22 protein-coding genes are annotated in these 23,782 nt (G+C 43.5%); 16 read left to right on the top strand and 6 right to left on the bottom strand.

Annotated elements, in window-relative coordinates; all coding sequences use genetic code 11:
• Positions 1 to 105 precede the first annotated feature (105 nt).
• On the top strand, positions 106 to 918 hold the full coding sequence (locus BA79_RS09140) for a zinc-dependent metalloprotease (RefSeq protein ID WP_035702382.1): 813 nt from the start codon (positions 106 to 108) through the stop codon (positions 916 to 918).
• 52 nt (positions 919 to 970) lie between these two features.
• Here BA79_RS09140 and BA79_RS09135 read toward each other — a convergent pair whose 3' ends face one another.
• The gene (locus tag BA79_RS09135) at positions 971 to 1,156 is read right to left on the bottom strand and encodes a 2-hydroxymuconate tautomerase (RefSeq protein ID WP_008343530.1); all 186 of its coding nucleotides are present in this window, start codon (positions 1,154 to 1,156) and stop codon (positions 971 to 973) included.
• Between the two features lie 113 nt (positions 1,157 to 1,269).
• Between BA79_RS09135 and BA79_RS09130 the strand changes: the two genes are divergently transcribed.
• Together BA79_RS09130 and BA79_RS09125 are read left to right on the top strand one after the other, a co-directional pair.
• Positions 1,270 to 1,926 carry a site-2 protease family protein gene (locus BA79_RS09130; protein WP_029575408.1) on the top strand — a complete coding sequence of 219 codons (657 nt, stop codon included), beginning with the start codon at positions 1,270 to 1,272 and terminating at the stop codon, positions 1,924 to 1,926.
• A gap of 12 nt (positions 1,927 to 1,938) precedes the next feature.
• Positions 1,939 to 2,457 (top strand): YwhD family protein, encoded by a 519-nt coding sequence (locus tag BA79_RS09125; RefSeq protein WP_007497712.1) that lies wholly within the window; start codon positions 1,939 to 1,941, stop codon positions 2,455 to 2,457.
• A 125-nt stretch (positions 2,458 to 2,582) separates the two neighbouring features.
• Here the strand turns inward: BA79_RS09125 and BA79_RS09120 are convergent, their stop codons facing one another.
• Positions 2,583 to 4,652: a transglycosylase domain-containing protein gene (locus BA79_RS09120; RefSeq protein WP_035702379.1), complete on the bottom strand. Its 2,070-nt coding sequence runs from the start codon at positions 4,650 to 4,652 to the stop codon at positions 2,583 to 2,585.
• A 225-nt stretch (positions 4,653 to 4,877) separates the two neighbouring features.
• On the opposite strand from BA79_RS09120, the gene speE reads away from it, so the two are divergent.
• From speE to argS, 5 genes are all read left to right on the top strand, one after another.
• Positions 4,878 to 5,708 (top strand): spermidine synthase, encoded by an 831-nt coding sequence (gene speE / locus BA79_RS09115; protein ID WP_003214614.1) that lies wholly within the window; start codon positions 4,878 to 4,880, stop codon positions 5,706 to 5,708.
• Positions 5,709 to 5,777: 69 nt separating this feature from the next.
• Entirely contained in the window at positions 5,778 to 6,650 is an 873-nt protein-coding gene (gene speB, locus BA79_RS09110; protein ID WP_035702376.1) for an agmatinase, read from the top strand.
• Positions 6,651 to 6,729: 79 nt separating this feature from the next.
• Entirely contained in the window at positions 6,730 to 7,077 is a 348-nt protein-coding gene (locus BA79_RS09105; RefSeq protein WP_007497708.1) for a hypothetical protein, read from the top strand.
• A gap of 124 nt (positions 7,078 to 7,201) precedes the next feature.
• A complete protein-coding gene (locus tag BA79_RS09100) occupies positions 7,202 to 7,624 on the top strand; it encodes a YwiB family protein (RefSeq protein WP_007497707.1) in 423 nt (140 codons plus the stop codon).
• Positions 7,621 to 9,294, top strand: coding sequence for an arginine--tRNA ligase (argS, locus tag BA79_RS09095; protein WP_035702374.1), 1,674 nt, complete (start codon positions 7,621 to 7,623; stop codon positions 9,292 to 9,294). Before BA79_RS09100 ends, argS begins: the two co-directional genes overlap by 4 nt.
• Positions 9,295 to 9,817: 523 nt before the next feature.
• On the opposite strand, the gene BA79_RS09090 is transcribed toward argS, so the two are convergent.
• The gene (locus BA79_RS09090) at positions 9,818 to 10,786 is read right to left on the bottom strand and encodes a S66 family peptidase (protein WP_035702371.1); all 969 of its coding nucleotides are present in this window, start codon (positions 10,784 to 10,786) and stop codon (positions 9,818 to 9,820) included.
• Positions 10,787 to 10,942: 156 nt separating this feature from the next.
• Between BA79_RS09090 and cls (BA79_RS09085) the strand changes: the two genes are divergently transcribed.
• From cls (BA79_RS09085) to BA79_RS09070, 4 genes are all read left to right on the top strand, one after another.
• The gene (cls, locus tag BA79_RS09085; protein WP_035702369.1) at positions 10,943 to 12,445 is read left to right on the top strand and encodes a cardiolipin synthase; all 1,503 of its coding nucleotides are present in this window, start codon (positions 10,943 to 10,945) and stop codon (positions 12,443 to 12,445) included.
• 105 nt (positions 12,446 to 12,550) lie between these two features.
• Positions 12,551 to 14,266, top strand: a complete 1,716-nt coding sequence (locus tag BA79_RS09080; RefSeq protein WP_035702366.1) for an ABC transporter ATP-binding protein — start codon at positions 12,551 to 12,553, stop codon at positions 14,264 to 14,266.
• A 125-nt stretch (positions 14,267 to 14,391) separates the two neighbouring features.
• Positions 14,392 to 14,634: a hypothetical protein gene (locus tag BA79_RS09075; RefSeq protein ID WP_035702363.1), complete on the top strand. Its 243-nt coding sequence runs from the start codon at positions 14,392 to 14,394 to the stop codon at positions 14,632 to 14,634.
• Between the two features lie 71 nt (positions 14,635 to 14,705).
• Positions 14,706 to 15,704: a S66 family peptidase gene (locus tag BA79_RS09070; RefSeq protein WP_035702361.1), complete on the top strand. Its 999-nt coding sequence runs from the start codon at positions 14,706 to 14,708 to the stop codon at positions 15,702 to 15,704.
• A 30-nt stretch (positions 15,705 to 15,734) separates the two neighbouring features.
• Here BA79_RS09070 and BA79_RS09065 read toward each other — a convergent pair whose 3' ends face one another.
• From BA79_RS09065 to cls (BA79_RS09055), 3 genes are all read right to left on the bottom strand, one after another.
• Complete coding sequence (locus BA79_RS09065; protein ID WP_017360064.1) at positions 15,735 to 15,989, bottom strand: hypothetical protein; 255 nt, start codon at positions 15,987 to 15,989, stop codon at positions 15,735 to 15,737.
• A 73-nt stretch (positions 15,990 to 16,062) separates the two neighbouring features.
• Positions 16,063 to 17,025, bottom strand: a complete 963-nt coding sequence (uvsE, locus tag BA79_RS09060; RefSeq protein WP_035702359.1) for a UV DNA damage repair endonuclease UvsE — start codon at positions 17,023 to 17,025, stop codon at positions 16,063 to 16,065.
• Between the two features lie 12 nt (positions 17,026 to 17,037).
• Positions 17,038 to 18,234 (bottom strand): cardiolipin synthase, encoded by a 1,197-nt coding sequence (gene cls / locus BA79_RS09055; protein WP_035702357.1) that lies wholly within the window; start codon positions 18,232 to 18,234, stop codon positions 17,038 to 17,040.
• Between the two features lie 143 nt (positions 18,235 to 18,377).
• On the opposite strand from cls (BA79_RS09055), the gene BA79_RS09050 reads away from it, so the two are divergent.
• The 4 genes from BA79_RS09050 to BA79_RS09035 all read left to right on the top strand — a co-directional run bounded on the left by BA79_RS09050 (position 18,378) and on the right by BA79_RS09035 (position 23,774).
• Positions 18,378 to 20,489: a (Fe-S)-binding protein gene (locus tag BA79_RS09050; RefSeq protein ID WP_035702354.1), complete on the top strand. Its 2,112-nt coding sequence runs from the start codon at positions 18,378 to 18,380 to the stop codon at positions 20,487 to 20,489.
• Between the two features lie 102 nt (positions 20,490 to 20,591).
• On the top strand, positions 20,592 to 21,767 hold the full coding sequence (locus BA79_RS09045) for an acetyl-CoA C-acetyltransferase (RefSeq protein WP_035702351.1): 1,176 nt from the start codon (positions 20,592 to 20,594) through the stop codon (positions 21,765 to 21,767).
• A 19-nt stretch (positions 21,768 to 21,786) separates the two neighbouring features.
• The gene (locus BA79_RS09040) at positions 21,787 to 22,650 is read left to right on the top strand and encodes a 3-hydroxybutyryl-CoA dehydrogenase (RefSeq protein WP_035702348.1); all 864 of its coding nucleotides are present in this window, start codon (positions 21,787 to 21,789) and stop codon (positions 22,648 to 22,650) included.
• 11 nt (positions 22,651 to 22,661) lie between these two features.
• Positions 22,662 to 23,774, top strand: a complete 1,113-nt coding sequence (locus BA79_RS09035) for an acyl-CoA dehydrogenase family protein (protein WP_035702345.1) — start codon at positions 22,662 to 22,664, stop codon at positions 23,772 to 23,774.
• Positions 23,775 to 23,782 lie beyond the last annotated feature (8 nt).

Here is a 23,782-nt window from a genome sequence, read left to right as displayed (position 1 = left end):
GACTTTCTTCCTGTATATCAAATTCCCTGTTTTTGACTGAATAGAAGGAAAATGGTGAATTTTCAGTGAATATATAACCTTGTGAAAAACAAAGGAGGGATAGGAATGAAAAAGCGTTCAGTCTTTTTGTCATTTTTATTGGTAGGTAGTTTGTTACCGGGGGTAAGTTCAGCTTCAGCACCAGTTGCAAGTGCAGGTCATGGGCATGATCATGATCATGCACCGTTCGAAACACATATTAGTGAAGGGTTGCCAAAGGCAAACGATTTTAAAGATTTGACGAAGGCACCTCCTATTGAAAGAGATGTGACAACAAAGATTTTAGATGAGTCTGGTAAACAGGTAGGGTCTAGAACCTTTAAAGCAAATACAGGAGATTCGATTTCAACAAAAGCTAGTACAGGCAGTCAGAAAGTGACCGTCTATGCAGTAGCTGATGCGCAGTATCGTGCGAAATATAGTGATTGGCAGACGCGCATTGTCAGCATCATTGAGCAAGCGGATGTGACATTTAACCGTGATCATGATGTGGACTTTGTTGTACAAGCCGTAGGGTCTTGGACGTCCTCAGGATCAAATTCATCACAAATTTTGTCCAACCTTCAGCGCAGCTTTGATGGCAGAGGATACGATTTTGTCACAGGATTTACAGCAAATCCAAACTTTGATGCTGGCGGAATCGCTTATGTTTACAATAGTGCACCGAGCGGAAGTGCATTCAGTGTCAACCTTGATCAAGGAACAGCGAACACAGCAAAAGCGGCTACACATGAATACGGCCATAACTTTGGTTTGCCGCATGACCCTCAAGGCAGCGGAATTGTCTGCTTAATGAATTATGATTATTCTTACACTGTCGATTTCTTCGATGCGGCTCATAAAAATCAAGTGAACCGTAATAAAGCTTGGTACAGATAAGGTAAGAGACAAAAGGACAAACACAGAAAAAGTGTTTGTCCTTTTTATATGCTTACAGGTCGCTCATTCGCTTTCCTGCTACAGCATAATGTTCTTTTTTCATTTCTTCAATAATGACAGAGACTTTTTCTGCACCTGCGCCTGTTGTTTCAACAACGGCATCTGTGACTTTCTCCACAAGAGCTCTTTTCTGCTCATCTGTTCTTCCTTCAAGCATTTGAACGGTGATAATCGGCATGATGGCAACCTCCTTTTTCCTGTAGTGCTACGCTTCCCTTTAGTTTAAGGGACTTCTTATAGTATACTGAATGAAGTAAATCATTGTATAGAAAGAAAGAGGGATTCATGCCTTTGGACCAATTTCTTGTTTATCCATTAGAACTGATTCCATATGTCGCCATTACGCTTGTTGTGGCTTTTACGATGCACGAGCTGGCGCATGCATATGTTGCGTATCGTTTTGGAGATCCGACAGCTAAAAATCAAGGCAGACTGACACTCAATCCATTGAAGCACCTTGATATTTTCGGGACGATCTTGATCTTTGTGGCTGGGTTTGGCTGGGCGAGGCCTGTACCTGTGAATCGGTACCATTTCAAAAACCCGCGCTTAGCAGGAATCTGCGTCTCGATTGCGGGCCCATTAAGTAACTTGGTGTTGGCGTTTCTAGGCTTTTTTGTGTATGTGCTTCTTCAGAAATTTGGCGGGGAGTCGCTCATGCGCTTTGAGCCGGGGATCGATTATTTCTTCCAAATCTTTATTAACTTGAACGTGATTTTGTTCCTATTTAACTTATTACCGATCCCGCCGCTGGATGGATATCGTATTATTGAGGATGTTGTCAGTCCCGGCATCCGTGCAAAGATGACGCAATTTGAACAGTATGGAATCATCATTTTCCTCATCTTCGTCATCACGCCGCTAGGTCAGTTTGTTTTTGGTCCATTGATCGGAATGCGTAATCAAATTATTGACTGGTTTAATCTTATTTTGAAGCCGCTGCTTTAGGAGGTTTAGTGAATGGAAGGTAAAAAGAAGAAACCAATTGGTTTTAATATCATTAAAAAAACAGATGCAACGGATGGGCATGGAGGTTTTGGGGCAGGTGCCCTCAGCCTTGATAATATCTCGCCAGTGATCATTGATGTGGAGGAAAAGGAAGCCGTCATTGATATTGGTGCGATGCATGCAAGAAGTGCCGTCGAAAAAGGAATTAAATTTTTAAAAACCAAAGAAGAGGTACCTAACGGAAAACCTTACTGGCTCGTATGGGTGACGATTGACCGTAGAGAAGAGGGACCATATTATGCTGGTGTCACAGCTTGTGAAATGACGGTTGACCGCTCGATCCGCAGAGGATATAAATCACTTCCTGAGCATGTGAATTTAATGGATAAATCCATGAAGCGTAAAATCGTTGTCAGTCATATGGATGATGGTTCGAAAAAGGTGCTCGCTGATTTCTTGAAGAGTCACAATGAGGCGTTATGGGAAGCATCCACAGATGAATTAAAAGAAGGATTGGCTGTTCCTGAGTAATTGTGAAATTTTTGTGAAGAATGATGAATGGATACCAATTCCAGTCGTTTTTTCAGTAAACTGGTGTTAAAGCTAGGACATGGAGAATCCCGAGATGCAGATCTCGGGGTTTTTCATGTCCATTTTTAACGCTTCAGCCACTTTTCCCACCATTTCTTAGGCTGTTGATCCTGAGCCGTGTCTTGCTCAGATGCTTTGTTCTCGGCACCGTAGCAGACACCGGTCGGCTCCGTTCCTTCTATAAAATAGGTAAATACCTTTGATTCGCATCCTGGGCCTGCGAGATCACCCGTTTTTGGATTGATATATACGCCTTTTACACCGTCTGGCGGCATGAAGGAGGAGGCTGGCTGGTTTGAGAGGGCTGATTCCATAAAGGAAGCCCATATCTTTTTCGCATAGGCGGTTTCTTTGACCGAGTCAATGGTGCGTCCTTTATCGTAGCCGGTCCACACACCTGTGACGAGCTGGGGAGAGAAGCCGATCATCCAGCTGTCAGCGCCTGTCGTCCCCGATTTTCCTCCATAATTTCTGGTAAGATCTTTTGAAATGGTACGTCCTGTGACACTTGTATAGCCATTTAATTGATCATTGAACATCCCTGACATCATGTCAGTGGTGACAAATGCTGCTTTTTCATCTAGTACTTGCTCTCGTTTTTGTTTCTCCTCAAAGAGTAAGTTGCCCTTTGCGTCCGTTACTTTCGTAATAAAGGTTGGCTTGACACGTTTTCCTCCATTGACCAGCATCGCGTAAGCATTGGTCATTTCGATTGGTTTGACAGGTGAAGTACCTAGCGCAAGTGAAGGCACTTGATCTAGTTTTTCGTGAATCCCGAACGTTTTCCCTGCACGTACAAGCTGTTCCATTCCTAAAAATAGATGGGTTTTGACCGCATAAATGTTATCAGATAGAGCCAAAGCCTGAAGCATCGTAATACCGTCATTGGCGTAATAGCCATGATAGTTGCTTGGTGAATAAGCGGCGCCGCTTCCTTGCTCATCGAGTTCAAAAACAGTTTCTTCACTGCGCATCACGGTTGCTGGTGTAAACCCATTTTGCAAAGCCATGTAATAGAGAAGTGGTTTCATTGTTGAACCCGGCTGTCTTTTTGCTTGTGTGACACGATTGAATGGGCTTTTCTCGTAATCTCTCCCGCCTATGAGGGCGAGTACATGCCCTGTTTGGGGATGGATGGCAGCAAAGCCGATTTGGATATCTGATTCAGAATCCATGATGTTGGTTAAAGTCTTTTCAGCGATTTTTTGTAATTCAGGTTGTAAGGTCGTTTCGATATGAAGACCATACGTTTCAATTTGTTCCTCGGTTAAACCCAGCGTTTGTTTCAGTTCGCGAATCACATCATCATAAAAATACGGGGCCTGCTTTGCTTGTAGCTGCTTTTGTTTGAGCGGGCGATAGGACAGCTTTTCCTTGCTGGCATCAGCAACCGCTTTTTTCGTAATCATGCCATCCTCTTGCATTTGCCTCAGAATCATATTCTTTCTTGCGCTGGCTTTCTCCTCATTCACATAAGGGGAGTAGAGAGAAGGCCCCTTTGGAATACCAGCAAGCAAGGCAGACTCTGCTAAAGTTAAGTTTTTCGCTTTTTTTCCAAAGTAAAGGCGAGATGCCGCTTCCACGCCGTATGCGCCGTGGCCATAATATATGGTGTTCAAGTATCCTTCTAATATCTCATCTTTTGTATAGTTTTGTTCTAAGCGGATCGTGTAAAAGGCTTCATTCCACTTTCGCTTCCATGTTTTATCATGATCTAAATATAAATTTCGTGCGTATTGCTGGGTGATCGTGCTGGCGCCTTGTACCTTTGCCATTGCACGAATGTCTGCCACCGCAGCACCCGCCATGCGTTTCACATCAAAGCCGTGATGCTGATAAAAGGTTTTATCCTCAACCGCGACCACTGCCTGCTGTATATGAGGGGACATGTCCTTTAACGGAACCCAATATCTCTTTTCTCCAAAGTTTGATTCGCCAAGTTTAGACCCATCGGCTGCATAAATGGTCGTGGATTGGGGAACTTGAACAGAGGGAGCGCCTTGCCACTTAGCAAGTAAAAGAATCGTCAAAAAGACTGTGCCTGCAAATAGAAAAGCGAGCAAGCCGATAAAAAAACAGGCCCGAATCGTTTTCACGGTCATGCGGATTTTTTTATTACTCATGATTGTGTCCATGCAAAGCCCCCATTTTGACGGTTTTTTATCAGTATGGGACAAAGAAAACCGTTTTAAACAGGCGACTGCAAGGGTGCGCTTTAAAAATGAAGTTATCTCATGCGGTTCTTTACAATTTGATATGAATCCACTATACTTTTTTCTTGGACAATCGATATAGTCATAGCCGATAAAAGGCGCTAACAATAGATGTTTGTTTATTATTGGATGAGAGGAAGATGAACAATGAGCGAACTTTGGTATACAGAGAAGCAAACGAAGAATTTTGGCATTACATTGAAGGTGAACAAAACCCTTCACACAGAACAAACAGATTTTCAGCATTTAGAAATGGTGGAAACAGAAGAGTTTGGCAATATGCTGTTTTTAGACGGTATGGTGATGACATCAGAGAAAGATGAGTTTGTATACCACGAAATGGTGGCACATGTTCCTCTTTTCACTCATCCAAACCCGGAAAATGTTCTTGTCGTAGGCGGAGGAGACGGTGGTGTTATTCGTGAAATCCTGAAGCATCCAAGTGTGAAAAAAGCGACACTTGTTGATATTGATGGCAAGGTCATTGAATACTCGAAGAAGTTCCTTCCTTCAATTGCTGGGAAACTAGACGATCCTCGTGTAGATGTGAAAGTCGGAGACGGCTTTATGCACATTGCGGAAGCCGACAACGAATATGACGTGATCATGGTTGACTCAACTGAGCCAGTTGGACCAGCTGTGAACTTGTTCTCTAAAGGTTTCTATGCAGGAATCTCAAAAGCACTAAAAGAAGACGGTATTTTCGTTGCACAGACGGACAACCCTTGGTTCACACCTGAGTTAATTACAAATGTACAGCGTGATGTAAAAGAAATTTTCCCGATTACCAAGCTATACACAGCGAATATCCCAACATATCCAAGCGGTCTTTGGACATTTACCATTGGTTCTAAGAAGTATGATCCACTAGCTGTAGAAGACAGCCGCTTCTTTGATATTGATACGAAATATTACACAAAAGAATTGCACAAAGCGGCATTCGTTCTGCCGAAATTTGTGAGCGATTTAATCAAATAAATCAAGCGAAATGGAAATGCGCAAATGTCAGTTTGCGCATTTTTTGAAGCGTAAAAGGAGGAATCTTGTATGAGATTCGACGAGGCTTATTCAGGAAAAGTGTTTATTGGAAGTCATCCGACATGGGAAGATGCGAAAGTCATTTTATACGGGATGCCAATGGATTGGACCGTCAGTTACCGTCCAGGCTCACGTTTTGGCCCGAACCGTATTCGTGAAGTATCCATTGGATTAGAGGAATACAGTCCTTATTTAGATCGTGAACTGCACGAGGTGCCATTCTTTGATGCTGGCGACATCCCGCTTCCATTTGGTAATGCACAGAAAAGCTTAGATTTAATTGAAGAGTATGTTGACAGCATTTTAGAAAAAGGGAAGTTTCCATTAGGAATGGGCGGCGAGCATCTTGTGTCTTGGCCGGTTTTCCGTGCGATGTATAAGAAATACCCTGATTTGGCCATCATCCATATGGACGCACATACCGATCTTCGTGAGGAATATGAGGGTGAGCCGCTTTCACATTCGACACCGATTCGTAAAGTGGCAGGACTTATTGGACCTGAAAGTGTATACTCTTTCGGCATCCGTTCAGGGATGAAAGAAGAATTTGAATGGGCAAAAGAAGCAGGTATGCACATTTCTAAATTTGAAGTGCTGGAGCCATTGAAGCAAGTATTGCCAAAGCTGAAAGGCCGCCCAGTTTATGTGACAATTGACATCGATGTACTTGACCCGGCACATGCGCCTGGTACTGGAACTGTGGATGCTGGCGGTATTACGTCAAAAGAACTGCTGGCATCTATTCATGCTATTGCTGGTTCTGATGTGCATGTCGTCGGTGCAGACCTTGTGGAAGTAGCGCCTGTATACGATCATTCCGATCAAACAGCGAATACAGCAAGCAAACTTTTACGAGAAATGCTGCTTGGTTTTGTGAAATAACATCTTGATAGAGGAGCTTGTCATCTCATATGGACAAGCTCTTTTTTTTACATTGGTGACATGATAAAGGAGGCAGGTCGTGTTTTCTTCTGTATTGATGGTATTACTCGCTTTATGTGTGTTAGCGGCAGGCTTTCTTACGCTGAAAAGAGAGCTTGCAGCGAGTCCGCCCACGTTCACCTCGAAAAAAGAGGCAAAGGATGAGATGGTTCATCTGTTTCAGGATCGAGGCTTTTTCTATCTCACTGGCATAGCGCTGTTGATGCAGTTTGTTTATAAGCAAGGGCATCTTCTCCCATTTGATTTGTTTCAGGCATTTTTGGCAAGTTCAGGCATCCAAGCACTGTTTTATCTCATCAATCGAAAAAGCGCAGGGCTCAAGACTGGACTCGTGATAGGGGTGAGCTTCATTTTTCTTTTTTTCTAAAGAGACATGTGAAGATCAAAAATGGGGTTTCATCCACACGGAGATGAGAAATGATGGGATGATAGGCAATCGGGATTATGGTATACTATTTTAGTTAAACGGGTCTTAGCAAAGGAAGTGCAAAATGACACAAAACCAAATTTCAATTCATGTAAAGTCAGTGATGAAACCAGAGACGGAACCGGCTGAAACGATCGAATTCCGAACAACTGGAACGTATCAAGAGAAGAATGACAAAACGTACCTCACTTACCATGAAGAACATGAAATGGGTCAAGTAAAAACTGTTGTCAAAATAAGTGAAAAAGAAATTTTTGTCATGAGATCAGGTGCGATTCAAATGAAGCAGCGCTTTCTCATTGGAGAAACGACCGTGACACATTACACGATGCCATTTGGCACACTTCAGCTCGATGTGCACACACATGGTATTGATCTTGATGTAGACAATGGGCTTCTGCACATTACGTACGATATGCTGACAGGTGAAGATCAAAAGCATTTACATACATTATCGATTTCATATAAGGAGGATTTACGTTCATGAATATCGCAGAACAGGTCAAAGATGCGTTAAAAGAAGAAATCATTGCGGCAGTCGTCAAAGCAGGACTTGCTGATGAAAGCCAGGTGCCGGATGTTCTTTTGGAAGTGCCAAAAGACAAAACTCACGGTGATTATTCCACCAATATGGCGATGCAGCTTGCACGCATTGCGAAAAAAGCACCTCGTCAAATCGCCGAGGACATTGTGAATGCTTTTGACAAAGGCAAAGCTTCAATTGAAAAACTGGATATTGCAGGTCCAGGATTCATCAACTTTTATATGAACAATCAATACTTAACGAAACTGATTCCCGCAGTCCTTGAAGCAAAAGAGGCATATGGAGAAACAAATACAGGCAAAGGCCAAAAGGTTCAAGTTGAGTTCGTATCAGCAAACCCAACAGGGGATTTACACCTTGGACATGCCCGCGGCGCAGCTGTAGGAGATTCTCTTTGCAACATCCTTGATAAAGCAGGCTTCGACGTGAGCCGTGAATACTATATCAACGATGCAGGCAATCAGATCAATAACCTTGCTCTATCTGTAGAAGTACGTTACTTTGAGGCGCTCGGTCTTGAAAAAGAAATGCCAGAGGACGGTTACAGAGGAGAAGACATCAAAGGCATCGGGCAGAAACTTGCTGATGAATTTGGTGACCGTTTCGTGCATGAATCAGAAGAAGAGCGTATGAAATTCTTCCGTGAGTACGGTTTAAAATATGAACTAGAAAAACTACGTGTCGACCTAGAGAATTTCCGTGTCCCATTTGATGTGTGGTATTCTGAAACGTCTTTATATGAAAACGGAAAAATCGAACCAGCGCTAGAAACACTTCGCGCTAAAGGCTATGTCTTTGAAGAAGATGGCGCAACATGGTTACGTTCAACTGATTTTGGTGATGACAAGGACCGTGTCCTGATTAAAAAAGACGGCAGCTTCACGTACTTGCTTCCAGATATCGCATATCACAAGGACAAATTGGACAGAGGTTTTGACCAGCTCATCAACATTTGGGGAGCGGACCATCATGGCTACATTCCTCGAATGAAAGCGGCGATCCAAGCACTCGGATATCCAGCGGACAAACTGGAAGTCGAAATCATTCAGCTCGTTCACCTTTACAAAAACGGTGAAAAAATGAAGATGAGTAAACGTACAGGTAAAGCCGTCACAATGCGTGACTTGATTGAAGAAGTGGGCTTAGATGCTACTCGTTATTTCTTTGCGATGAGAAGTGCGGCAACTCATATGGACTTTGACCTAGACTTAGCAATTTCTACGTCTAACGAAAACCCTGTGTACTATGCGCAATATGCACATGCGAGAATATGCAGCATGCTCCGTCAAGGGGAAGAAAAAGGCTACGAGCCAAACCTTGAAAAAGCTGATTTCTCTCACATTCAGTCCGATAAAGAATACGATCTTCTGAAAATCATCGGCAGCTTCCCAGAGGTTGTAGCAGAAGCAGCAGAAAAACGTATTCCGCACCGCGTCACAAACTATATCTATGATCTAGCATCAGCCCTTCACAGCTTCTACAATGCCGAGAAGGTCATTGATGTTGAAAATGAAACAAAAACAACAGCACGCCTATCACTAATGAAGGCGACACAAATTACGCTTGCGAATGCATTAAAACTCATTGGCGTATCTGCACCGGAAAAAATGTAATGCACAAAGCCCCGCTCTATTTTATGAGCGGGGCTTCTTTATATAAAAAACCCGCTATTCTCGAGAGATAGCGGGTTTTGAACATTAACCAAGCGTATTAATAATGTTAGAAATAGAATCGAATAATTGACTAAGTACATCAGAGAACATGAGCGTATCCTCCTTTCAGAAAGCATGTAGTATGTGCGTGTCATAGGAATTACCCAAGTGTGTTAATGATGTTAGAAATAGAATCGAATAATTGGCTAAGTACATCAGAGAACATAGTTTGTATCCTCCCTTCGGCAAGCATGTAGTATGTGTGCGTTAATGGGATTATCCAAGTGTATTGATAATGTTAGAAATAGAATCGAATAATTGACTAAGTACATCAGAGAACATGTTTTTGCCTCCTCTCTTTTCTTTTTACATCTACTTAACGAAGGGGATGAAGGATTGGATCACTTTTTCTAAAAAAATTTTAAAAAAAGAATCGATGAAATAGAAAAAGCACCCACATATGAGGGTGCTTTTTAGGTTTTATTTATGCATGAACACGCCATTGGATTTGTCCGTCGTAGCAGGATAGCTCGGCACTCCCGCCAATCGGCAAGGTGAAGACCGGCTGTGTATGTCCGATATCGACATCGTAAATCACTGGAATGTGTTGAAGCATTGAGTGCTTATCTAGAATGAACCTCAAATGTTCTTCTGTCATCTTGGATTTCTTTTGAAAACGTCCGATGATTAACCCTTTAATGGATTCGGCATGCTGCAAGAGCGAGGCAAGGTCTCTGGCGAACATTTCAGGAAAGACCAAGTCATCATCCTCCACAAATAAGATGGCATCCTTGAGGTGAGGCATAAAGGGTGTCCCTTGCAGTAAGTTCAGTGTACAAAGATTTCCGCCATACAAGGTGCCTTCAGCTGTTCCTTCCTGATAAATCCCCCATGTTGTCGGATGAAACTGCCTATTTACTTGATCAAGATACCACGCATCATCACTCCACTTTGTAGAAGGGGTGAAATCAAATGGCTCGCTACTCATCACGCACGCTTGAAACATGGCTGTCTGCTCCTCTTGTCCTTGTTCCATTTGGAAACTGGAGAAATGAGGGCCTGAGTACGTCACCATGTCACATTTGGCGGTAATGGCGTTTGCAAGTGCGGTAATATCACTGTAGCCGCAAAGAACTTTTGGGTGCTGACGAATCAAATCATAATCTATATAAGGCAAAAGCTCATTGCAGTTAAAGCCGCCGATTGCTGTCAAAATGCCGTCGACTTCATCATTTGAGAATGCCTCATGTAGATCAGATAAACGTTGTTCAATAGAAGAAGAGGAATGCAGATCACATTCAAACACGTGTTGTCCAAAAGAAACAGTGAACCCTAATGCCTCTAAACGTTTTTTCGCCTGAGCCATTCCTTCTTCTGATAAAATGCTGGCACTTCGGCTTGGAGCAATTACCCGAATGTGGCTTCCCTTTTTTAAAGCAGATGGTGTACGCATAAGTCATTCGTCCCTTCCTTCACATATTTTCCATTATATCGGATCAAAACGCTCCAGTCTGTAAAAGCTAAAAGAAAGCAGCAAACCGTGCGTTTCAGACGAGCTGTGCAAAGGGTATGGAAGAGAAAAAGACAGAAACGAATGAGGGCGGAGAATGTGAAAAAGAGGAGACTGGAATTTCTATTTTTATATTTCATGATATTTGGGGCATATGTGGTGTTTTGGTGGCCGGTTCCAGCGTGGGGTTTTCAGCTTTATGCAGCTAGTTACATCGCCATCATTTTATTTAGTATTATCTCGCTTATGCTAGAGAACCGGACATCACAGCACACGCTGTTATGGATGTATGTACTGATCTTTTTCCCGATCATCGGCTATATGTTTTATTTGTTCTCAGGACAGCTATATGTCAAGGGACATTTGTTTAAATCAAAGAGAATGTATAACCGAGAAAAATTACGCAGAATATCAGAGCTTGAGAGTAAACCGGATGAGACGCGTTTAACCGATAATCAGCGTGCTTTTTTTCATTACACAGAAAAAGCAACAGGGATGCATGTAAATACAAATAGTGATATGGAGATTTTAAAGAATGGAGAGGAAACCTTTCCACGTATTTTTGAAGAATTAAAAAAGGCAAAAACGTTCATCCATATAGAATATTACATGTTCAAATCTGATTTCCTCGGTCACCGGATGATGGAGATCCTGATTGAAAAAGTGAAAGAAGGAGTAGAGGTCCGATTCATCTATGATGCGGCTGGCAGCATTCGCTTCTCACGAAAAGATATTAAACGATTGAAGCAGGCGGGGATAAAGGTCGCCCCTTTTCTGCCATTAAAATACGGATTCTTTAATCAAAAATTCAATTTCCGAAATCACCGAAAAATCGTGATTATTGATGGAGAAACAGGATTTGTTGGCGGGCTCAATGTCGGGAAGGAATATGTAGGACGCGATGAAAACATCGGCTTTTGGCGTGATACGCATGCGATGTTAAAGGGTGAAGCCGTTCAGACACTTCACTCCATATTTATGCTGGACTGGGAGTATGTATCAGATGAAGTGTTAATTGATGATCCGAAGTATCACACCCCGCATCCTGTGACAGGAAAAGATGTCATTCAGGTCGTGCCGACTGGACCTGATATGAAGGAAAGTATGAGTGATTTATATGACGCACTCATTTCGAATGCACAGCAATTTGTTTGGATTGCGACCCCTTATTTTGTCCCAAATGAATCTATTCGCACAGCGTTAAAAATTGCGGCCACAAGAGGGGTGGATGTGCGTGTGATGGTGCCTGAGATTAATGATGGCTTTCTCACGCAATACGCCACACGATCTTATTTTTCTGAGCTTTTGAAAGAAGGCATCAAGGTGTATCACTATCAAAAAGGCTTCATGCATCAAAAGGTCATGATTGCAGATGGAGAGCTTGCCTCTGTCGGAACGGCAAATGTCGATATGAGAAGCTTCCAGCTCAATTTTGAGGTCAATGTCTTTACAGCGGCAAAGAAGCCGATCGAGCAATTGATGGCTCATTATGAGGAAGATATGAAAGAATGCGAGCAAATGGGGCCGGTTCATTTTTATAAAAGGGGCTTAAAGGAACGTTTAAAGGAATCGTTTGCGCGATTGTTTTCAGGTGTATTGTGAGGGTTTCCAGGGAAAGAAATCATTTCCTGATCTAGTATTTCTATGACGATTCCTCTATAATTGAAAATGATTATCAATTATAGAGGAAGTGAGGTTCTTTTACATATGCTAAAACGCTTTTTTGCCTATTACAGGCCCTATCGCGGTCTGTTCTTTTTAGATTTCTTTTGTGCTGTGGCCGTCGGACTCATGGAACTAGGTTTCCCGCTGATCGTGAACTACTTCATTGATACATTACTGCCGACAGGGAACTGGGCGGTCATTGGCTGGACCGCACTTGCGTTGTTTGTCATTTATGCGCTCAGTTCAGTGATGCAATTTATCGTGTCATATTGGGGGCACATGCTTGGCATTAATATTGAGACAGATATGAGAAAAAAGCTGTTTGATCATTTTCAGCGTCTGTCCTTTAAATTTTTCGATAATAACAAAACAGGCAAACTCATGTCACGGATGACAAATGACCTCATGTACATTGGAGAGGTGGCGCATCATGGGCCGGAAGATTTGTTTATTGCCATTATGACCATTCTTGGCGCCTTTGCCGTCATGCTCATGATTAATTGGCAGCTTGCCATTTTAACCTTCTTAATTATGCCAGTCATCATCTGGTTAGCCCTTCATTTTAATAAAAAAATGACACAGGCGATTACACAACTCAACAATGACATTGGAGATTTTCATGCAAGGGTTGAAAACAATATTGGCGGTATTCGTCTTGTTCAAGCCTTTGCAAATGAACATTTTGAGAAAAAGCGCTTTGCTGAAAATAACAACCGCTTTCGAAAAGCGAAACTGCTTTCCTATAAAATTATGTCGGTTAACGGATCAATCAGCTATATTCTCACAAGGCTTGTGACGCTGTTCGTTCTTCTGGCAGGTACATGGTTTGTCCTTCAAGGTCAATTAACGGCAGGCGGATTTATCGCCTTTGTCTTGATCACAAATGTGTTATTCAGACCAATTGATAAGATCAACACGGTAATTGAAATGTATCCAAAAGGCATTGCCGGTTTTAAAAGCTATGTCGATTTACTGGAAACAGAGCCAGATGTGAAGGATACAGAAGGAGCACGTGATCTTTACGGCTTGAAAGGTGAAATTGAGTATCGAAACGTGACATTTGGCTACGATGAGCACAGTCATGTATTGAAGGATATCAACTTGAAGATCAAACAAGGGGAAACTGTTGCGTTTGTCGGGCCATCAGGAGCGGGGAAATCGACCATTTGCAGTCTGCTGCCTCGTTTTTATGATGTGGACGAAGGAGACATCACCATTGATGGTGTGAGCACAAAATCGATGACCTTGTCCTCTTTAAGACAGCAGATTGGCATTGTGCAGCAGGATGTCTTTTTATTCTCAGGCACCATTCGTGAGAATATTGCGTACGGCAACCTAGAAGCGAGTGATGCAGACATTTGGGAGGCGGTGCGACGTGCCCATTTAGAGGAGCTCGTTCAGCGGTTCCCAGAAGGGTTGAATACTGTCATTGGTGAACGCGGCGTTAAGCTATCTGGCGGTCAAAAGCAACGCCTGTCAATTGCACGGATGTTTTTGAAAAACCCGTCTATTCTTATTTTGGATGAAGCGACGTCAGCGCTTGATACAGAAACAGAAAAAGCGATCCAAGACGCACTAAGCGAACTGGCAGTCGGCCGGACGACACTCGTCATTGCTCACCGCCTTGCGACAATTAAACATGCAGACCGAATCATCGTCGTGACAGAGGAAGGCATTGAAGAACAAGGCCGCCATCAAGACTTAATCCAAATGGGCGGCGTCTATAGCAGACTGCATGAAGCGCAGTTTGGTCATTGAAGAGAAGTGATTGAATGAGTCCAGCTATTAAGCTGGGCTCTTTTTGATAGAATAAAATCTTCTTTTCCATTTAAATGGAATGTTGATATACTATAAGGCAATTGGATTCAAAAGGAGAGGATGGCTTGAGTGAAACGGCAAAAACAGTCATGATCAAAAGCATTCACTATGTGACGCTGGTTGGCTTATTTATCTTAATCATTCCCGCTGGACTCAATCCAGTCTTTTTTTATGTGGGAATGATTTTGTTTGGCATCAATACTGGAGTGAACATCATAGGTAGTTCTCTGAGCAAAAAAAAGATATTTGTGATGCTGGCCATCAGTTTTGCTGTCATATTGTTTGGGCTGTTTAAGCTCTTATATTAAATCTGAGCCCTTTTGAAAAAGGGCTTTTTTTGCTAGGATAGTAAAAACTCGTGTAGGAAGGATCTGATGGAATGAAGGGGCTTCGGCATTTACAGAAGGGCGATAAAATAGGTATTTATTCTCCCTCAAGTCCAGCATCTGCTACCTCGCCTCTTAGGTATGAGCGGGCGAAGGAATGGCTTGAACAAAAAGGATTCAATGTGGTACCAGGATCATTAACAGGGAAAGAGGATCACTATCGTTCGGGAACAATTCAAGAACGAGCAGCTGAGCTGAATGAGCTGATGGCGAGAGAAGATTTGTCCTGTATCATGTCGATGATTGGGGGGACGAACTCGAATAGTTTGCTGCCTTATCTCGACTTTGAGCTGCTGATGAAGCATCCGAAAATCATGATTGGTTATTCAGATGCGACGGCAATTCTTTTAGCGGCTTATGAAAAAACGGGCCTGCCTGTTTTTTACGGGCCTGCACTTGTGCCGTCTTTTGGAGAGTTTGAACCATTTGTCAATCATACATATCAATCTTTCGAGGACATTCTCATTCATCCGCAGCCCATCCCGTATCAGGTGAAAAAACCGCCCTTCTGGACGGACGAACGGATCAACTGGGAAGAGAAAATACGAGAAAAAGAAAAACGTCCAAACGATTGGATGTGCGTCATTGAAGGGCAGGCAGAAGGCAGACTGATCGGCGGGAACCTAAATGCCATGTATGGCATATGGGGAAGTGAATTCATGCCTCAAATCCAAAAGGGCGATATCCTTCTCATTGAAGATTGTATGAAAACCGCCTCCACCGTCGAAAAGAACTTCTCTCTGTTAAAGATAAATGGTGTGTTTGAACGGGTATCTGGTATCCTCTTAGGGAAACATGAGCTGTTTGATGATGAAGGAACGGGCAAAAGGCCGCACGATCTTTTACTTGAAGTACTGGGAGATACAAAACGGCCACTCATCGCAGAATTTGACAGTGCCCATACGCATCCGATGCTCACGATGCCAATCGGTACACAAGTAAAAATGAATGCAACGTCAGGAGAGGTTTGGCTGACAGAAGCGTGGATATAGAAAGAAGAGCAGCCCTAATGCTGCTCTTCTTTACGAAGCATGTTCTTTTTCAAATGGCTGTAGAAGGTCTTGTGCCTCTTTTCCTTCTACCACAATTAAATAGTCTGATTCTAAATGAGTGAGCCTAAAGGTTTCTAGCTCTACGATGTTCTTAATGTTGCACATTGTTTTTTTAGAATATACATATAAACGATGCTGAGCGTGCTGGCACTTTTCGTATAGAGAAATAAGCTTATGTAAATTCAATGCTTTCGCAGCAATTCGGATTGAATAGATTTGTGACATCTTCATATCCTCCTGTTAAATACTTTCTCACAATAGCTTTGTTACCCCTGTTGCGATAGAGGTAAACCTTTCTCTACGATTTCCACTCAATGGTGCCTCCGCCCGTCCGCCGATTGCCTCTGATCGCTGACAGCTCCTCAACAAGACGGAGCAAAGCCTGATCCTTTTTCTTTGCCTCAATCATAAAATCCACATCACGACCATACGGCTTTAAAGCTTGAAAAAGTGGCAATACAAAGGACATCTCCACACCATCCGCATGGCTCCGTATCGCCTTGTCTGATTTTGGTGAGGATAAGTGGACTTTAGGCGGTATGCCAGTGTTTGCCCACGTGTCAAACACTCTTGGCAAAATGTCATCAAGTGCCGCATCATCATCTTTGTTTGCCATGTGATGGTGGTAATCAAATACAAACGGGATGCCATGCTTTTCACAAACATCAAGCGTTTCTAATGACGTGTATGTTTTGTCATCATTTTCAAGCGTCATTCTCGCCTTGATATGTGCAGGAAGCTGCTTTATATTGTCATCAAAACGCTGTAAAGCAGATGCCTTGTCGCCATATGCACCTCCGACATGAATGTTCATATAGCCTTCCTTTTCAAGCTTCATGGCCTCAAGCATTTCATAATGATAGGTCATATCAATGACGGCGTTTTCTGTAATAGATGGCTTTGGACTTGTGAACAAAGTAAATTGATTGGGGTGAAAGCTCACTCGTAATCCGTGCCGCTTTACGAGTTGACCAATCTCTATAAATTCTTTGCGAAAGGGTGTCACAAAGTCCCACCGCACCTCAGGATGGGTGGCGAGCGGGACAATCGAGCTTGAAAAACGGTAAAGCGGAATATCATGGGCAATCGCAAAATAAAGCGTTCTTAATGTATTGACGAGGTTGGCTTTCGTCGTTCGCAATAGAGCCTCTGTCCTCTCTTCCTTTGAGAGCTTACTGTATCTTGCAAAGGTCAGCGACTTGGCAGGTGAAGCTTCCCATAAAGTGACGGCGTTGGATACATAACCAAATCGATAACGCATAGGTCAACTCCTTTATAAAAAATACGAGAACAGGGCGCCTATCCACTCAATTGGACGCGTGAGAAGTGGGCGTTGTTTGTATTTTTCTTCAGTCATCAGTTCTGACACTTCCATGTGTTCACGAATCTTTTCCTCTACATGTGCGGTGAAGGCGGGATCATCAATGGCCACATCCACTTCTTCGTTGAAAAACAAACTTCGTTTATCAAAGTTCGCCGTACTGATCATACAACGGCTATGATCGATGAGAATGGCTTTCGCATGATAAAACCCTTTATAAAAACGATACACAAGACATCCAGCAGCGATCAGATCTTTCAAATAATGAAATCCAGCTTCTTTCACAAGCGGGTGATCCGCCTTCATTGGGATGATGATGTCGACAGTCACGCCTCGCTTCCGTGCGTCAAGAAGGGCGCTTAGAAGAGGAGCAGATGGAATAAAATAGGGCGTGCAGATGGTGATTTGCTTTTTCGCCTGTTGAATATCGTGAAGAAATAAGGCTTCTAAAGAAAAACCTGCCGTCGCACGTGTAGTGCACTGTAATGTTCCCGGTTCCAGTGCAGGAAAAACCTCGTATTGCAGCTGGTGAATACCAGATGACCGGTACAAATCATTCAGAAACACATGCTGTAGGTCTGCGACAACCTGTCCTGTCATGCGCAGGTGATAGTCTTTCCAAATGCCAAACCTGCCGTTTTTCCCTACATATTCATCTCCAATATTAAACCCGCCAATGTAGCCGATCTTCCCATCGATCACCGTGATCTTTCGGTGATTTCTCATGTTCAAACGATAAATGAAAAAAGGAAAACGTGGTTTATTTAAAAAGTAAAATTGAATGCCGCTTTTTTCTAGCATCTGAATGGATGTTTGATCAAATGGATAGGAGCCTAACCGATCAGTGAGCAAAAAAACCGAAACACCTTGCTCTGCTTTCGCTTTAAGTGCTTGCAGAATCCTTTGCCCAATCTTGTCGTTCTTTACAATAAAGAACATCATATGAATAGAAGAAGAGGCTTGCTGTATATCCGTAAGAAGCTGATCAAACAGTGGTTCGCCATCATGATAAAAGGCTGCATCGCCGCTTGTTTGGTCAAAAGACCGTTCAAAAGCATGGGTAGAAAAATATTTTCTCCCTATATAAAGATCTAGCCTGACGAGTAGAACAATGACGAATACGACGAGTAGAATGATCCATGCGATCATGAAGGTTCCTCCTTTTTTACATATGACGATAGTGTACCCAAATGGGCAAAAAATATTGACTGAATACTCATTCATTATTTATGATAGAGGTACAACATGGAAACGGAACAAAGTGGGTCTTGGGGAATGAAAGGGGGAGCAAGATGAATAGCCTTTTAATTGTTAACTTGATTGCATTTGCGGCAGTGACCGCTTACGCTGTGTATTTGTTTATTTATCTCATTCGAACACGAGCGGCGTATATTCGTCTTGGCAAAAAAGAAGAATTTCAGAAAGACATGAAAAAACGTTTAGAACGTGTTTGGGTGAATGTGTTTGGGCAAAAGAAACTGCTGAAGGACAAGAAGAGCGGCATCATTCATGTGCTGTTTTTCTATGGATTTATTTTAGTGCAGTTCGGAGCCCTTGATTTTATTATGAAGGGACTTGTTCCAGACAGCGGGCTACCATTAGGTCCGCTTTACGGTGTCTTTACATTCTTCCAAGAGGTGGTCACACTTCTCATTTTAGTGGCGGTGGTTTGGGCGTTCCATAGAAGATATGTCGAGAAGTTAGTCCGTTTAAAAAGGGGCTTTAAGTCAGGGCTTGTCCTTTTGTTTATTGGCGGATTGATGCTGACCGTTTTACTGGGAAACGGAATGAACATCATTTGGCATGGGCACTCACTATCGGCAACTGAGCCAATTGCTTCCGGCATTGCTTTCTTGCTGGGCTGGCTTTCACCACTTGCGGCAACAATTGTGTTCTATGTCGCATGGTGGGTGCATCTTCTCATTTTACTGACGTTCTTAGTGTACGTCCCGCAGTCTAAGCATGCCCATCTCATCGCTGGTCCGGTCAACGTATTTGTCAGCAGATTGGACCCGCCAGGCAAACTGCAAAAAATTGATTTTGAAGATGAGACACAAGAAACGTTCGGCGTTGGGAAAATTGAAGATTTCCGTCAATCTCAGCTGATCGATCTTTACGCTTGTGTGGAGTGCGGGCGCTGTACGAATATGTGCCCGGCGACAGGGACGGGGAAAATGCTGTCTCCAATGGATTTGATTTTACGATTAAGAGATCATTTAACAAATAAAGGGGCTGCCATTACTTCAAAGACACCGTGGGTTCCGCAGCTTGCTTTCAAGCAGACGACAGGCAATCAGCTGGCGATGCAGGCAAGAGGAGCTGGAGCGGAAGAATCTGCGGCGAGCGCAATGTATCATCCTTCTCTCATTGGTGAGGTCATTACAGAAGAAGAAATCTGGGCATGCACGACATGCCGAAACTGTGAAGATCAGTGTCCTGTCATGAACGAACACGTCGACAAAATCATTGATATGCGCAGATACTTAGTGCTGACAGAAGGAAAAATGGATGCAGATGCACAGCGTGCGATGACAAGCATCGAGCGCCAAGGGAACCCATGGGGATTGAACCGAAAAGAAAGAGAAAACTGGCGTGAACTAAGAGAAGATGTGCATGTTCCGACAGTGAAAGAGCTGAAAAAAGCAGATCAGACCTTTGACTATTTATTCTGGGTTGGATCGATGGGTGCATATGACAATAGAAGCCAAAAGATTGCTCTTGCCTTCGCAAAACTGCTCAATGAAGCAGGGGTTTCTTTTGCCATCCTAGGCAATAAAGAGAAAAACTCAGGTGATACACCGAGAAGACTTGGGAATGAATTTTTGTTCCAAGAGCTTGCTGCAAAGAACATCGAAGAATTCCAAAAAAATGACGTAACCAAAATTGTCACGATCGATCCGCATGCTTATAATTTATTTAAAAATGAATACCCAGACTTCGGGCTCGAGGCAGAGGTGTACCATCATACAGAATTACTGGCAGAGCTAGTAAAAGAGGGAAAATTAACGCCTATTCATGAAGTGAACGAAGTCATTACTTTCCACGATTCTTGCTACCTAGGCAGATATAATGAGGTCTATGATCCGCCAAGAGATATTTTAAAATCCATTCCGGGTGTGACACTGAAAGAAATGGAACGGAATCGTGAATCCGGGATGTGCTGCGGTGCCGGCGGCGGCTTAATGTGGATGGAAGAAGAGACAGGTACTCGGATTAACACAGCGAGAACGGAGCAGGCCTTACAGGTACAGCCGTCCATCATCAGCTCAGGGTGCCCATATTGTTTAACCATGCTTGGGGATGGGACGAAAGCGAAGGAAGTAGAAGAGCAGGTCGGCACATTTGATGTCGCAGAACTTCTTGAAAAATCAGTGTTTGGCGAAACAAGAACGCAGGCTTCATAAAGGTGTCAGGCCGATGGATCGACTGTTCATCGGCCAGTGGACACCGATATTTAAGAGCTGTCTAGCATTTATGTAAGCGGTAACAAAAAGGAGGGGAAAGAAATGAGCACGACGGTCATTGTATCTGGAGCGAGAACACCATTTGGAAAACTAGGTGGAACTTTAAGTCGTTTGACTGCTGCAGAATTAGGGGGGATGACGATAAAAGCTGCGCTGGAAAGAGCCTCAAATGTCCATGAAGTGGATGAAGTCATCATGGGCAGTGTCCTTCAAGGAGGACAAGGTCAAATTCCTTCAAGACAGGCAGCTAGACATGCAGATCTTCCTTGGTCGGTTCCGACGCAAACCATCAACAAAGTCTGTGCTTCAGGAATGCGCAGTGTCACGACAGCCGATCAAATCATTCGAGCGGGAGATGCCAATGTGATCGTGGCAGGCGGTATGGAATCCATGTCTCATGCTCCTTATCTTCTGAAAAAAGCACGATGGGGTTACAAAATGGGAGATGGTGCTGTACAAGATGCCATGATTTTAGATGGATTAACCTGTTCGTTTACAGGTGTTCATATGGGTGAGTATGGAAGCATGGCGGCGAAAGAGCTTGACATTACACGAGAAGAACAAGACCTTTGGGCGTTAAGAAGTCATGAACGAGCCATTGAGGCGCAAAAAAGCGGCTTTTTTAAAAATGAGATCATCCCCGTTACCGTCAAGAATAAAAAAGGTGATCAGCTGATTTCAGAAGATGAAGCCCCGCGGCGTGATACGTCATATGAACGTTTGTCAAAACTGATGCCCGTTTTCGATCAGGCAGGTACGATCACCGCTGGCAATGCACCGGGTGTCAATGATGGTGCAAGTGCGCTTCTATTAATGAAAGACACATACGCCATGCAGCAAGGTGAAAAACCTCTGGCAGTTGTGCTTGGGCATGCGCAAGTGGCAGTAGAGGCAAAGGACTTTCCGAAAACACCAGCCTATGCCATCGAAAAAGTGTTAAAGAAAACAGGGAAGCGAGTAGAGGATATTGATTTGTTTGAAATCAATGAGGCTTTTTCAGCGGTTGCATTGGCATGCGAAAAAATTCTTGGGCTGGATCGGCGGAAAATGAATGTGAACGGAGGGGCAGTCGCGATTGGTCACCCGATTGGAGCAAGCGGAACACGTATTATATTGACCTTGATCCATGCACTCAGACAAAGAGGCGGGGGGATCGGCATTGCGGCGATTTGCAGCGGCGGGGGTCAAGGTGATGCGATCATGATCAAGGTGGATTAAAAAGGAGGCGTTCATTGTCATGAGTATAGAAGAGACCGTCATGGTCGTTGGGGCTGGTCAAATGGGCTCGGGTATTGCCCAAGTATTTGCACAGTCAGGTTATACCGTCCTGCTCCATGATACGGAAGAGGAGCAGATTCATCGAGCCATTTCCTCTATGACCAAACAACTGACGAAACGAGCAGAAAAAGGAAAGCTGGCACATCAGGCAGTCCGTGATATTACACAGCGACTGGCTGTTTCAACAGATTTAAAGGATGTACAGCAGACGCATTTAGTGATTGAAGCCGCATCTGAACAAATGAAGATCAAAAAACAAATCTTTGAAACCCTCGATCAATTTGCACCTGATGACACGATATTTGCGTCAAATACGTCTTCCTTGTCGATCACAGAATTAGCAGCCGTGACGAAACGGCCTGAGAAAGTGATTGGCATGCATTTTATGAATCCAGTTCCCGTGATGAAACTTGTGGAAGTAATCCGTGCGCTACAAACGGATGATGCCACGTACCAATTTGTTTTTGACACCGCAAAGACATTAGACAAAACGCCAATTGAAGTGGAAGACTTCCCCGGTTTTGTGTCAAATCGCATTTTGATGCCGATGATCAATGAAGCCATTTACACCCTTTATGAAGGCGTGGCAGATGTAGAAAGTATTGACGGCATCATGACGCTTGGAATGAACCATCCAATGGGCCCGCTTCGTCTTGCCGACCTCATCGGGCTCGATACTTGTTTATTTATTATGAATACCCTTCACGAGGGTCTTGGAGATAGCAAATATCGACCTTGTCCTCTTTTGAAAAAATACGTGAACGCAGGCTGGCTGGGCAAAAAGACAAAGAGAGGTTTTTACACTTACCACGACCACTCATAGGGGGAGTCAAGATGGATGTGTTGCTGACAGAAAAACAACGTCTTTGGAGAAAACGAGTAGCAGAATTTGCACGCCAGTATGTATTCCCTGAAATAGAAGCGATGGAACAGGGCGTGTTCCCGAAAACGCTTTTAGCTGAAATGGGTCGGCAAGGCTTTTTAGGCATTCCGATCCCAGATAAGTATCACGGATTAGGGGCAGATTTCACAACCTATATCATGGCGATTCATGAATTATCCAAAGTAAGTGCAACCATCGGTGTCATTGTATCCGTTCATACATCTGTTGTGACGATGCCGATTTTGGCGTTTGGAACAACTGAACAAAAAGAATCCTACGTTCCCAAGCTTGCGTCTGGGCAGAAGCTGGGCGCCTTTTGTCTAACTGAACCGAAGGCAGGATCAGATGCCTCTAGTATTCAGTTGAAAGCAGAGCGCACAGACGATCACTATGTGTTAAATGGAACGAAAATTTTTATCACAAGCGGCGGTGAAGCGGAAGTCTATCTTGTATTTGCCGTGACAGACCCTACTTCTGCTAAGAAAAATATATCAGCGTTCATTGTGGAGAAGGGGACACCAGGATTTACGATCGGAAAAGATGAGAAGAAGATGGGTCTGCATGGATCAAAAACAGTCACACTTCATTTTGACGGTGTTCGAATTCCAAAAAAACAGCTGCTCGGTGCAGAAGGAGATGGCTTTCGGATTGCCATGTCTAGCTTAAATGCGGGGAGAATCGGCATTGCGGCTCAAAGCCTTGGCATTGCAGAAGCCGCATTAGCTGAGGCGGTGACGTATTTAAAGCAGCATCCAGCTGGCCTTGAAACGACCATTCGGTTGGGCGATCTGGGCACTAAGCTGGAAGCGGCAAAACTTCTTGTCTATCAAGCGGCTTCTTATAAAGAGGCCAATCGCCCTGTCACGAAGAAAGCGTCGATGGCGAAGTTATTTGCATCTAAAACAGCGGTTGATATTAGTACAGAAGTCATCCATTTGCTTGGTCTAGCCGGTTACACGAAGCAATACCGAGCAGAGCGGTACTTTCGTGATGCGAAAATTTGTGAGATTTATGAAGGAACAAGTGAAATACAAAGGCTGGTTATTTGTAAACAGCTAATATGAAGTGAGGT

This window comes from Bacillus altitudinis 41KF2b, assembly GCF_000691145.1.
GTDB classification, from domain to species: domain Bacteria; phylum Bacillota; class Bacilli; order Bacillales; family Bacillaceae; genus Bacillus; species Bacillus altitudinis.
Note: the sequence above shows the minus strand (reverse complement) of the source record. Positions and strands in the feature narration are given on the sequence as shown.

Excerpts from the sequence above, each read along its gene's own strand:
- BA79_RS09045 (WP_035702351.1), top strand. The coding sequence starts at position 20,592 with ATGAGCACGACGGTCATTGTATCTGGAGCGAGAACACCATTTGGAAAA.
- uvsE (WP_035702359.1), bottom strand. The coding sequence starts at position 17,025 with ATGCGTTATCGATTTGGTTATGTATCCAACGCCGTCACTTTATGGGAA.
- BA79_RS09100 (WP_007497707.1), top strand. The coding sequence starts at position 7,202 with ATGACACAAAACCAAATTTCAATTCATGTAAAGTCAGTGATGAAACCA.
- BA79_RS09140 (WP_035702382.1), top strand. The coding sequence starts at position 106 with ATGAAAAAGCGTTCAGTCTTTTTGTCATTTTTATTGGTAGGTAGTTTG.
- BA79_RS09070 (WP_035702361.1), top strand. The coding sequence starts at position 14,706 with ATGAAGGGGCTTCGGCATTTACAGAAGGGCGATAAAATAGGTATTTAT.
- BA79_RS09135 (WP_008343530.1), bottom strand. The coding sequence starts at position 1,156 with ATGCCGATTATCACCGTTCAAATGCTTGAAGGAAGAACAGATGAGCAG.
- cls (WP_035702357.1), bottom strand. The coding sequence starts at position 18,234 with ATGATCGCATGGATCATTCTACTCGTCGTATTCGTCATTGTTCTACTC.
- speE (WP_003214614.1), top strand. The coding sequence starts at position 4,878 with ATGAGCGAACTTTGGTATACAGAGAAGCAAACGAAGAATTTTGGCATT.
- BA79_RS09065 (WP_017360064.1), bottom strand. The coding sequence starts at position 15,989 with ATGTCACAAATCTATTCAATCCGAATTGCTGCGAAAGCATTGAATTTA.
- speB (WP_035702376.1), top strand. The coding sequence starts at position 5,778 with ATGAGATTCGACGAGGCTTATTCAGGAAAAGTGTTTATTGGAAGTCAT.
- BA79_RS09050 (WP_035702354.1), top strand. The coding sequence starts at position 18,378 with ATGAATAGCCTTTTAATTGTTAACTTGATTGCATTTGCGGCAGTGACC.
- BA79_RS09080 (WP_035702366.1), top strand. The coding sequence starts at position 12,551 with ATGCTAAAACGCTTTTTTGCCTATTACAGGCCCTATCGCGGTCTGTTC.
- BA79_RS09090 (WP_035702371.1), bottom strand. The coding sequence starts at position 10,786 with ATGCGTACACCATCTGCTTTAAAAAAGGGAAGCCACATTCGGGTAATT.
- BA79_RS09035 (WP_035702345.1), top strand. The coding sequence starts at position 22,662 with ATGGATGTGTTGCTGACAGAAAAACAACGTCTTTGGAGAAAACGAGTA.
- BA79_RS09120 (WP_035702379.1), bottom strand. The coding sequence starts at position 4,652 with ATGGACACAATCATGAGTAATAAAAAAATCCGCATGACCGTGAAAACG.
- BA79_RS09125 (WP_007497712.1), top strand. The coding sequence starts at position 1,939 with ATGGAAGGTAAAAAGAAGAAACCAATTGGTTTTAATATCATTAAAAAA.
- argS (WP_035702374.1), top strand. The coding sequence starts at position 7,621 with ATGAATATCGCAGAACAGGTCAAAGATGCGTTAAAAGAAGAAATCATT.
- BA79_RS09040 (WP_035702348.1), top strand. The coding sequence starts at position 21,787 with ATGAGTATAGAAGAGACCGTCATGGTCGTTGGGGCTGGTCAAATGGGC.